10 protein-coding genes are annotated in these 11515 nt (G+C 34.9%); 4 read left to right on the top strand and 6 right to left on the bottom strand.

The window, feature by feature from the left end:
- Nucleotide 1: 1 nt before the first annotated feature.
- Both FNE73_RS11145 and FNE73_RS11140 read right to left on the bottom strand, forming a co-directional pair.
- Nucleotides 2-1324: a PDZ domain-containing protein gene (locus tag FNE73_RS11145; protein ID WP_143884691.1), complete on the bottom strand. Its 1323-nt coding sequence runs from the start codon at nucleotides 1322-1324 to the stop codon at nucleotides 2-4.
- Between the two features lie 65 nt (nucleotides 1325-1389).
- Complete coding sequence (locus tag FNE73_RS11140) at nucleotides 1390-2028, bottom strand: alpha/beta hydrolase (RefSeq protein WP_143884690.1); 639 nt, start codon at nucleotides 2026-2028, stop codon at nucleotides 1390-1392.
- A gap of 193 nt (nucleotides 2029-2221) precedes the next feature.
- On the opposite strand from FNE73_RS11140, the gene FNE73_RS11135 reads away from it, so the two are divergent.
- Nucleotides 2222-2668 (top strand): hypothetical protein, encoded by a 447-nt coding sequence (locus FNE73_RS11135; protein ID WP_143884689.1) that lies wholly within the window; start codon nucleotides 2222-2224, stop codon nucleotides 2666-2668.
- A 71-nt stretch (nucleotides 2669-2739) separates the two neighbouring features.
- On the opposite strand, the gene tyrS is transcribed toward FNE73_RS11135, so the two are convergent.
- From tyrS to FNE73_RS11115, 4 genes are all read right to left on the bottom strand, one after another.
- Nucleotides 2740-4035, bottom strand: coding sequence for a tyrosine--tRNA ligase (tyrS, locus tag FNE73_RS11130; protein ID WP_143884688.1), 1296 nt, complete (start codon nucleotides 4033-4035; stop codon nucleotides 2740-2742).
- An 82-nt stretch (nucleotides 4036-4117) separates the two neighbouring features.
- Nucleotides 4118-4855: an ABC transporter substrate-binding protein gene (locus tag FNE73_RS11125; protein ID WP_143884687.1), complete on the bottom strand. Its 738-nt coding sequence runs from the start codon at nucleotides 4853-4855 to the stop codon at nucleotides 4118-4120.
- A 23-nt stretch (nucleotides 4856-4878) separates the two neighbouring features.
- A complete protein-coding gene (mgtE, locus tag FNE73_RS11120) occupies nucleotides 4879-6201 on the bottom strand; it encodes a magnesium transporter (RefSeq protein ID WP_143884686.1) in 1323 nt (440 codons plus the stop codon).
- A 76-nt stretch (nucleotides 6202-6277) separates the two neighbouring features.
- Nucleotides 6278-6835, bottom strand: coding sequence for a pyruvate decarboxylase (locus tag FNE73_RS11115; RefSeq protein WP_143884685.1), 558 nt, complete (start codon nucleotides 6833-6835; stop codon nucleotides 6278-6280).
- Between the two features lie 159 nt (nucleotides 6836-6994).
- On the opposite strand from FNE73_RS11115, the gene rpsO reads away from it, so the two are divergent.
- From rpsO to FNE73_RS11100, 3 genes are all read left to right on the top strand, one after another.
- Entirely contained in the window at nucleotides 6995-7264 is a 270-nt protein-coding gene (rpsO, locus tag FNE73_RS11110; RefSeq protein ID WP_089745669.1) for a 30S ribosomal protein S15, read from the top strand.
- Between the two features lie 130 nt (nucleotides 7265-7394).
- Nucleotides 7395-8591: an acyloxyacyl hydrolase gene (locus tag FNE73_RS11105; protein WP_143884684.1), complete on the top strand. Its 1197-nt coding sequence runs from the start codon at nucleotides 7395-7397 to the stop codon at nucleotides 8589-8591.
- A gap of 121 nt (nucleotides 8592-8712) precedes the next feature.
- A complete protein-coding gene (locus tag FNE73_RS11100) occupies nucleotides 8713-10938 on the top strand; it encodes a polyribonucleotide nucleotidyltransferase (protein ID WP_143884683.1) in 2226 nt (741 codons plus the stop codon).
- Nucleotides 10939-11515 lie beyond the last annotated feature (577 nt).

Raw genomic sequence — 11515 nt, 5'->3', positions numbered from 1 at the left:
GTTATTCTTGATAAGGGATTGGGTCTTCTAGAACGAAAGAGAATTCCCGCTGCAATCCTTTCCGTGTAATAATCATTTTGATCGTTTTTCCTTCCTCGGATTTCATCATTTCGATGATTTTGTGTAAGGTCATATCGACGGTCTTTTTTCCGTTGATGGAAATAAGCTGATCATCTTTCATCAGGCCTGCTTTGTAAGCGGGAGAATCTTTTCTCACTCCGGCGATTGAAAAAAGAGGTTTTAATATAAATTTGTATTGAAGATTACTATTAAAGGTCTGTATTTCTCCAAATTTATTTTTATTATTGGTTTCCAATGTAATATAATCTTTTTCCCACTGCATTCCGTCTTGTTTAAAATCTAATCCACTCATGTTAAAATGAAAAGGATCATCAAAATTTCTGTTTTTACGGAGATAAATTTTTTCTTTTCTATAATCAAATGCTACTGTAAATCTGCTCATGATATCACCACCAACAGAGCCTTTCCGGTCTTTTACCAGATTGATGTGCTGAATTGAAAATTCATCCGGCATTGCCGTTAATGGTTTTGAAAATTTGTAATTCCCAAGATAGAAATTATGAATTCTGCTTCGTTTGCCATAAATATCTCCGTTAAATCCTCGTCCTAAATAGTCTTCAATATTCGGACGGTTATATACAAAATCTTTGATAAGTGTTGGGAAAAGCCAAATCGGGTCACTATTTCCCAGATCAATCAGAAGCTTTGAATCTTTTTTTTCATTGGTCATTTCTACACCAGCAATAATATATGGTTTATATTTTTCAATAGAAATTTCCAGTTCATTACAATTTTTTATTTTTTTCTTAAATAGATTTTCATCATTATAAACCGTAATTTTTTTTGATATATAATCAATCAAAACAGGATGATTTTTAAAAAAATGATATCCGATTATGCCATTTACCGGAATTCCTACGTGAGGTGAAATATTGAATTCCTCATCCAGAATAACATAAAGCAAAAGAGAGTCATTAATGTAGTTTTTTCCTATTTTCCCAATGTTATGATCAGATTTGAACCCATCAATAACTTTTGTTCCGCCTAATCCGGAAAATCTCGCTTTTTCCATAGATGAAAGCTGCATTTCTTTATTGTCTAAGCTAAAGATTGTAGTTTCTGCAACACCGGTATCCAGCAAGAATGTAAGTTCAACTCCATTTATATTAATAGGAATGAAAATAAGATTGTTGATCAGTTTAAAAGGTATGACAACTTTTTTTGCGTCTTTTATTTCGAAGTTGTTTTGGGCATTGATAAAAATACCCATAACTAATAACGATATAATAAACCTCAATTTCATATAATGAAATTAATGAATTATTCATTACAAATAAAAAAAAACATTCTTCTCAGAATGTTTTAAAATTATTTAGAAAAAAAGGCCATCAGATCCATATAGTTTTTCTGATTCACTCCATGCCCACTCATATATTCTCTGAAAGAAAAATAACAGCTTAAATCATAAAGGAGTTCGGCTGCCTTTCTGCCCCAGTCCAAAGGAATAATTGCATCATCAGTACCATGAGAAATAAAAAACCTTAAGTTTTCCAGTTTCTTTTTATCCCTTACAATATCAGTCAATAACTTCTCCTCAGGATAACAGCTGAGACAAGCCACAAGGTTAAATAATTCAGGGTATCTGAGAGCTAATGCATAACATAAAATTCCACCCTGACTAAAACCGCAAAGATGAGTTTTGCTGTCGGTAAGCCCATAATTGTTGATAATCGTCATGATATGCTCCGTAACTGCCTCAAGAGCTTCATTTGCCTGTTGTACATCTATGAATTTATCAGGATTGTTAAAGTCTATATCGTACCATGAAAATCCTTCAAACTCTGTGGAGAGCGGAGCTCTGAAACTTACAATGATCCAGTCTTCAGGAAGACTTTCTCTGAAACTGAAAAGATCCTGCTCATTGCTGCCGTAGCCATGAAGCATAAATAAAATTGGTGTATTGGAAGTGATATTTTGCGGTTCTCTTACGATGTAATTCAAATTCATAGAACAAAGATAAATATAATTATATTTGAGGAAAGATTTTAAAACCGACTTTATATAAATCAGCAATAATTAATGCAAAAACCTTTTATTAATTTGATATTAATTACAAATCATTATTGGAAATTTTTCATAAAAGCTATTTTTATATTGATAAAAAACCTATATTTGAAACATTAAAAATCTATTTGGAGAAATGAAGAAATTTTACAAATCAAAAAATTTACTTAGACTTTCATTTTTAGCAGTATTATTACTTTCTGTAGTTACTGTATTTAATTCTTGTAAAGATGATGACGAAGATCAGTTTCAGGATCACCTTGTGCAGTTTGAAGCCAAAATAGTTCCGGGCGGAACCACTCCTCCCACACCTCCTATTGAGCTTTTTAAAACAGTTGTTACTCAGGTAGGAACGAAGCAGGAAACTATATTTGCTCCTAAAGGTCTTACATGGACGAGTGGAGACTTTTTCGTAAATTCAAGCCAGTCTCAATTGAATTTTTCTGCCAATGCAACACTTCTTCATCCTGATGCAACACTTACGGTTACTATTTATGTTGACGGAGAAGTAGCAAAAACAGCTACAGTTACCGGTACCGGAGAAAAAAGTGCAGCTGTGGCTCACAGTTTCTTAGAATTGTAAAAATATTAACATACAACTATATAAAAAAACCGCCAAAAAGGCGGTTTTTTTAGTGTGTTATGTTTCTTAAATTAGATTGCTTTTACGATAAAATAGTTTTTCTTTCCTTTTTGAAGGAGCAAAAATTTACCGTCGATAAGATCGCTTTCATTAGCAGTATATACTTCGTTCACTTTTTCTTTGTTTACAGAAATAGAATTACCTTTCAACTCTCTTGTTGCCTCGCTTTTAGATTTCAAAAAGCCGGTTTTTTCGGATAGTAAATCAACAATATTTACTCCTAAAACTTCACTTTTTATTACTTCTTTTTGAGGAACTCCATCAAACACATCAAGAAAGGTTTGCTCATCTAATTCCATTAAATCTTCAGCAGTAGATTTCCCAAAAAGGATTTCAGAAGCCTTCAATGCTTTTTCATATTCTTCTCTGCCGTGAACCCAAACAGTAACTTCTTCAGCCAGTCTTTTCTGAAGTTTTCTTTCGTGAGGAGCCGTTTTGTGATCTTCAGTTAAAGCTTCGATCTCTTCTTTTGGTAAAAAGGTGTAAAACTTTATAAATCTTTCAGCATCTGTATCGGTTGCATTTCTCCAAAACTGGTAAAACTTGTATGGAGAAGTTTTCTTTTTATCAAGCCAGTAATTTTCTCCGCTCTCAGACTTTCCGAATTTTGAGCCGTCTGCTTTTGTGATCAAAGGAACAGTCAATGCAAATGCTTCTCCCTGCGCTTTTCTTCTGATCAGTTCAGTTCCTGTGGTAATGTTTCCCCATTGATCTGAACCTCCCATCTGAAGTTTTACATTATTATTTTGGTATAAATGTAAAAAATCGTATCCCTGAATCAGCTGGTAAGTAAACTCGGTAAAGCTCATTCCGTCTGCTCCTGCTTCTCCGGAAAATCTTTTCTTTACAGAATCTTTGGCCATCATGTAGTTTACCGTAATGTTTTTACCCACATTTTTAGCAAAATCAAGAAAAGATATATTTTTCATCCAGTCATAATTATTGACCAGTTCGGCTTTATTCGTTTCATTTCCTTCAAAATTTAAAAACCTTGAAAGCTGATTTTTAAGGCAATCAACGTAATATAGGAGTGTCTCCTCATCCAGAAGATTTCTTTCCGAAGATTTCCCTGATGGATCACCGATCATTCCTGTAGCACCACCTACCAACGCAATTGGTTTGTGACCGTGCTGCTGAAAATGAGCAAGAATTTTTATCTGAATGAGACTTCCGATATGCAAAGAATCTGCAGTAGGATCAAACCCGATATAGGCAGTTGTCATTTCCTTATCCAGTTGTTCGTCCGTTCCGGGCATCATGTCGGCAAAAAGACCACGCCATTTCAGTTCTTCAATAAAAGAGTTCATTATTTTTCAGTTTAAAAATTAATGTGCAAAGATAGCAAACCTTTAAGAAAGTGAAGGCATTAAGATTCTATGAGCAGATTTTTTAGTGAAATATTTGATTAAATTCAGTAATGAGCTTTTTAAAATAATTTTCACATTTTGCAATATGCGTTCCGTACCATGAAAATGCCTCACCGTCCACAATGATTATTTTTTTATCAGGATAAATTTCTTTTAGTTCCAGAATATGTTTTTCTTTAAAAGGAAATGGCTCGGAAGAAAGCATAATAACATCGGCTTCGCTAAGATCAGCAATTTCTATTTCGGGATATCGTGTTTTGTTTTTAAAAACATTTTCAAAGCCAATTTCTGATAAGACATGATGAATAAAGGTGTCGGAACCGACTGTCATATAAGGGTTTTTCCAAATCAGATAAGCTGCTTTTACTTTGGATTTTAATTGAACCTGATTGAAAATTTCATAAATTTTAAGATTGAAAATCTGCGCTTTTTCTTCTTTATTAAAAATCAGTCCCAGATTTTTCAAAAGGTAGTAATTGTCTTCAATGGTTTCCGTATTGTTAACAATTATTTTGAAATCTTTCATCAGTTCTTCTACCTGTTCTTTAACGTTTTCTTCCTTATTGGCGATTATCAAATCAGGCTTAAGACTTTTAATCTTATCAGTATTAAGATTTTTTGTACCGCCTATAATCTCAATATTTTTAACCTTTTCTGCAGGATGAACGCAAAATTTTGTCCGTCCAATGACTTCGTTTTCAGTTAAACCCAAATCAAATAAAGCTTCTGTAATAGAAGGAACCAGAGAAATCACTTTCATAATTTATAAGACTTGGTCTAAAATTACAAAAGTTTTCCGGTTAAAAACATTGCTGCAATCGTAAAATAAATAATTAGCCCTGTAACATCTACCAAAGTAGCCACAAAAGGAGCAGAAGAAGTTGCGGGATCAAGATTGAATTTTTTAAGAATAAACGGAACCATAGAACCCGAAATAGTTCCCCAAAGTACAATCATTGCCAAAGAAATTCCTGCACTGATTCCTATAAATAGCCAGTAAGTTCCGTAATCAAACCAACCGAGTTTGTGCCATATCATGATTCGTAAAAATCCGATAACCCCAAGGAAAGTTCCCAAAACCAATCCTGTGACAATTTCTTTTTTCATTACTGTCCACCAGTCTTTCAGGGTGATTTCTTGTAATGCCATTGCACGGATAATCAACGTTGCTGCCTGTGAACCCGAATTTCCGCCGCTGGAAATGATTAAGGGGATAAATAATGCTAAAACAACTGCTTTTTCAATTTCATTTTCATAAAATCCCATTACGGACGCAGTAATCAGCTGTAAAAAGAAAAGAACAATCAGCCAAAGTCCGCGTTTTTTGATCATTTCAAACCAATGTGTCTGAATATATGGATCATCAAGTGCTTCAACACCCCCGAATTTCTGAATATCTTCGGTATTCTGCTGCTCAATTTGGTCAAGAATATCATCTATGGTCACAATTCCCACCAAAACTCCGGCTTCTGTGATGATAGGAAGAGCTGTTCTGTCATACTTTTCAAAATATTGTACGGCATCCTCTTTTGTTGTCGTTGTGGTGATGGCTACAAAATGATTGTCAGTAAGTTCAGAAACCAGTGTGTCTTCTTCCACCAAGAGCAGACTTCCCAGTTGTAAATCATCTATTAAACGGTTTCTTTCATCTACAACATATAAATGATTGATGGTTTCTACCCGCTTACCCACTTTTTTTATCTGCTGTAGACATCTTTTTACAGTCCATTCTTTTCTGATCTGGATGTAATAAGGTGTCATCAGACGGGCAATAGAATCAGAATCATAGCCTAAAAGCTTTAAAGCGATTCTTCTTTCCTGAGGATTAAGATGATTGATGGAGTATTTGATAAGTTCGTCCGGAAAATCCTCAAAAAGAGCCGTTCTGTCGTCCGGAGTCATCTCATTTAGAATTTCAGAAACCTCGTCACTTCCTATGCTTCGGATGGTTTCTTCCTGAAAGTCAGGATCAAGATGTGAAAAAACTTCGGCTTTATACTGCTTCGGAACTTTCAAAAATGCCAAAAGCCTTTCATCAGCAGGAAGTTCACTGAGTCTTTCGGCAATATCGGCGGGATTAAAGATAAGTTCGTCTGTAGAATTCAAAACCGGAATTTTTTGCTATGCAAAAATAATTCAAATTTTTAGAATAGGAGAATGAAGGACTAAATTTAAGGTTTATTTAAAATCCTGCTTCAGAAGAAGGTTTTATTTTTCTTAGTTCTTTCAGTATGCTTTTCATTGCGCCATTGGTTCCTATTTTAATGGAATTTTCTGCGGAGCCTAGAAGTCGCATGTTTTTACGATAGGTGTCATAATCGGATGAAGAGATAAGATTTCCTTCAGCATCAAACAGCTTCATGCTTACCACAACCTGATTAGAAAAGACATATTTCCCGAGACCAACCTTAAAATATTTTACTTTCGGCACAATTGCGAAATCTGCATCATTGTTTTTGCAGTATTCTGAAATGGTTTTGCTGTCTATACTGTCGTATGAAATGCGGGTTTCAGATCTCAGCATTTTGTTTTTGCGAAAAGTGCTGATTTTGTCTGAAACAGCCGTAAAAAAAGCAAGATTAGTAGGCTCTTTGATTTCTTCAATATCCGGATCTACTTCAGGGTCAAAGTATAAGATATTTTTGGTTTTGTCATGACCAGAAGGTTTCTGTGCTTTTACAGAATTGATACCGATCATAAGAACAGCAGAAGCTGCCGCAAATAATAAAATTTTCTTCATCTCTATTGAAGGTGTAAAATTACTGTCTTTTAATGAAGTAACATAATTTAAAGAATACTTTTTTAATACAACACAAACTATATTATCAAATTATTGTCCAAAACAAAAAATAGTTGTACTTTTGCAGCTGTTACATAATAATCATTAAACAATATTGGAATGTACTTAACATCAGAAAAAAAGGCAGAAATTTTCGCAAAGCACGGAAAATCTGCACAAGACACAGGGAGCGCTGAAGGACAGGTAGCTCTATTCACTTACAGAATCAATCATTTATCTCAGCATTTAAAAGCAAATCGTCACGATTTCAATACTGAAAGATCTTTGGTTAAACTGGTAGGTAAAAGAAAAAGCTTATTAGATTATCTTAAAAAGAAAGATATTACAAGATACAGAGCAATTATTGCTGAACTTGGTCTAAGAAAATAATCTGAAAAGATTACAAAATCAAGCAACTTCGAGAGAGGTTGCTTTTTTTATTTGCATTAAAGCAAAATGGGTGCAGTGCTATTCATTATAAATTTTTATTTTTGTTTTCCTTAAAAAATATTCTACCTATTTGAAATCCATTTACTTATATATTACAGTTTTTATCTCTTCTTTTGCTTGTCTGAAGGCGCAGGACAGTATTCAGAAGTCTAATCTTCAGGCATCATTCAGTTTACAGTATGGAAAATTTTTAGGAACTAATGATTATCTGAAAAACCTTAAGCATAGAGATTTTGTCGGAGCTTCTGCAGAAATTACTGTTCAGACCGATGGAAGCAAAGAATGGCACAGAAGATTCGGAAGACCTTATTACGGAGGAGGAATTGTTGCTTTTAATTATCTTAAAAACAACAATATGGGAAGTCCGTTTGCTGTTTATGGAACTTTTGGTGGTACAATTAAAGAAACCCCGACTCATTCCTGGAATTATGAAACGAGTGGTGGTTTTGCTTTCAACTGGACTCCTTATGATTTGAAAAAAGGATACAACAATCAGACTTTTGGATCATCGGTAAGTATTTACATTAATCTCGGAGCCAATTATAAATATTATCTGGGGAAGCATTTTGATTTAGGATTAGGACTGAACTTTAATCATTTCTCAAATGGTGCTCTTAAACTTCCCAATAAAGGAATGAACACTTTTTCTCCTAAACTGTCGTTAACATATCATTTTGATGAAAGAGCGTTTGCCCCGAAAGATACTCTGTCTGCATTTGATAAATATTCAACCTTGGATGTGAATGTTTTTGGAGGTGTAAGGCATTCAATTTTTTATGGTAAAGATCCGGGGTTTGAAGATTTTGATGTAGATATGATCAGGAAATTTGAAGGAAAATATCATCAGAACTGGGGTCTGGAGACAGTTTATCACAGACAGGTTACTTATAAATCTTCTCTCGGATTAGGAATCGGCTTGATGTATGACGAAGATTACAACAATAAGTTTTATCAGGACGAAAATGGAGTGATTCAAAGTACAAAAAGATTTAAGCGAGAACAGCTTTTACTGAATGTTTTTCCTTCGTACCGACTTTCCATTTCGAAATTTGCCATTCAGATTCAGCCGGGATTCTATATATTTAGAAAAACAATTGACAGACGTTACGATAAAACATTTTTTTACCAAAGAGTTGGTTTTCAATATACTATTGGAAAAAATTTCCTAATAGGAATCGGTTTAAGATCATTTAAATTTCATAAAGCAGATTATATAGAATGGCGGTTAGGATATCGTATTTTCAATAAAAAGATGAATAATTTTTAATTCATAGTGATATTATTATTTATAAAATATCATTTAAAACAAAAACACTAAATTTGCAACGAAATTTAGACGAAATATATTAATTTAAAAGCACTCAATACGGAGTGCGTCACAAAAATTTATGAGTGTACCTCAAGCAATTACAGAGATGATTACTCTTGCAGACGGCAGAGAAATCACAATTGAAACAGGGAAACTGGCGAAACAAGCCGATGGATCTGTAGTCGTAAAAATGGGCGGAACTATGCTTTTAGCAACGGTTGTAGCCAATAAAGAAGCCAATCCGGGTGTAGATTTTCTGCCATTAACGGTAGATTACAGAGAAAAGTTCTACGCAGGCGGTAAAATTCCTGGAAATTTTTTCAGAAGAGAAGCGAGACCATCTGATCAGGAAATCCTGACCATGCGTTTGGTAGACAGAGTTCTAAGACCTTTGTTTCCTGAAGATTTTCACGCAGAAGTTCAGGTTATGATTTCATTAATCTCTTATGACGGACAGTCTATTCCTGATGATTTGGCAGGTCTTGCTGCATCTTCGGCAATTGCCATTACCGATATTCCTTTCAACGGACCCATGTCTGAAGTAAGAGTCGTAAGAATTGACGGAAAACTTTCTATCAATCCTAATTTTGAAGATCTTAAAAACTCTGACCTGGATATTATGGTGGGAGCAACCAAAGATTCTATCGTGATGGTAGAAGGTGAGATGAAAGAAATTACTGAAGCAGAAATGCTTGAAGCGATTAATTTTGCTCATGCTGAAATCAAAAAACAGGTTGAAGCTCAGGAAAGATTAGCGGAAAAAGTAGGAAAAGCTTTCCCAAAAAGAGAATACAGCCACGAAGTTCATGATGAGGACATCCGTGAAAAGGTGTGGAAAGAAACGTATGATAAAGTTTATGAAGTAGCAAAAACACCTTCAGGAAAAGAAGAACGACATGAGAAATTCAAAGCTGTTTTAGACGAGTTTCTTTCTCAGTATGTAGATAATCCTGAAGAGCTGGAAAGGGTAACGCCTTTCGCAAAAGTATATTATCACGATGTGGAAAAAGAAGCGATGCGTCAGATGATTTTGAATGACAAAATCCGTCTTGACGGTCGTGATCCGGAAACAATCCGTCCGATCTGGAGCGAGATTGATTATCTTCCGGGAGCTCACGGATCTGCTATCTTTACAAGAGGAGAAACACAGTCATTAACTGCTGTAACGCTTGGTTCTATTAAGGATGCCAATATGGTAGACAGCGTAATGACTCAGCATGATGAGAGATTTTTCCTGCATTATAATTTCCCGCCATTCTCAACAGGTGAGGCAAGACCTTTAAGAGGAACTTCCAGAAGAGAAGTAGGTCACGGAAACCTAGCTCAAAGAGCTTTGGCAAATATGATCCCTGAAGAAAATCCTTATACTATCCGTATTGTTTCTGATATTTTAGAGTCAAACGGTTCGTCTTCTATGGCAACAGTTTGTGCAGGAACTCTGGCGTTAATGGATGCCGGAATTCAAATTGCAAAGCCTGTTTCCGGAATTGCGATGGGATTGGTAACAGATGTGAAAACAGGAAAGTATACTGTTCTTTCTGATATTCTTGGAGATGAAGATCACCTTGGAGATATGGACTTCAAAGTAACCGGAACAGCAGACGGAATTACGGCTTGTCAGATGGATATCAAAATTCAGGGGCTTTCTATGGATATCATGGAAAAGGCTCTTCTGCAGGCAAGAGAAGGAAGAATTCATATTTTAAATAAAATCACTGAAACAATTGCTGAACCAAGAGAAGATGTGAAACCGCACGCTCCGAAAATGGTGATGATGGAAATCCCTAAAGATTTCATTGGCGCAGTGATAGGACCTGGAGGTAAAATCATCCAGCAGATGCAGAAAGATACCGATACGGTAATTGCTATTGAGGAAGTCGGTGAAATTGGAAGAATTGAAATTTCAGGGGTAAGCAGAGAAAAAATCAACGAAGCAATTGCAAAAATCAACGAAATTACTTTTGTACCGGTTGTAGGCGAAGTTTACAAAGGGAAAGTAGTAAAAGTGATGGATTTTGGTGCTTTTGTAGCCATTGCTAAAGGAACGGAAGGATTGCTTCACATTTCGGAAATAGAGTGGAAGCGTCTGGATAAAGTTCCTTATGCTGAAGGTGACGAGGTTGAAGTGAAGTTTATGGGTTACGATGATCGTAAGAAAATGAAACTTTCAAGAAAAGTTTTATTGCCAAGACCACCAAGACCTGAAAAGAAAGAAGGTGAGCAGAGAGGTCCGAAACCGGAGGGAAAAGTAAACCCTGAAGGAAAGGATAATCCAGGAGAGCACAAACCTTTGAACGAAGCTTAAGATTAGTTCAGTCAATTATATAGAACCACCATATTTTGGTGGTTTTTTGTTGTTTGATGAAATTGCAAATAGTTATATGATAATATATCGTCGCAGGCGCAAACATCTTGCTCATGTATATCTTAAGTAGCAAGCTAATTTAAAATATCTTCAAGAGCATTACAATAATTTATTGCACCCAGTGTCTCACATACGACAGGCAAAAGTTAAATTTAGAAATATTAAAAATGAAGTAAAAAATTTTTACGATTGGGAATAATTTATTTTTTGTAAAATAATTGTACTAAATGTTCGCAGGATAAGTTGCTGAAATTTAAAAACTTATTACATAATACGATTTCCAAAAATATTTGTCGTATATTTGCAGAAGCAATTAATAGAAAGGTTTTCAGCTTTTACTTAAGGTTAAGTTCAAAACAATTATTTTCTCTCAGTTTTCACATTTCAGATGTCGCTGTTTATTTCATAAAAATACCTGTGCCGGCAATCTTTTATTCATTACTGAAAAACAATAGACTACCTTTCTGATTTAATCGGGAAATGTATTTGGGTATAATGAGGTAAACTTCAGCGTGGA

Source organism: Chryseobacterium binzhouense, assembly GCF_007474545.1.
GTDB lineage: Bacteria > Bacteroidota > Bacteroidia > Flavobacteriales > Weeksellaceae > Chryseobacterium > Chryseobacterium binzhouense.
This window is presented reverse-complemented; position numbering and strand designations above follow the sequence as displayed.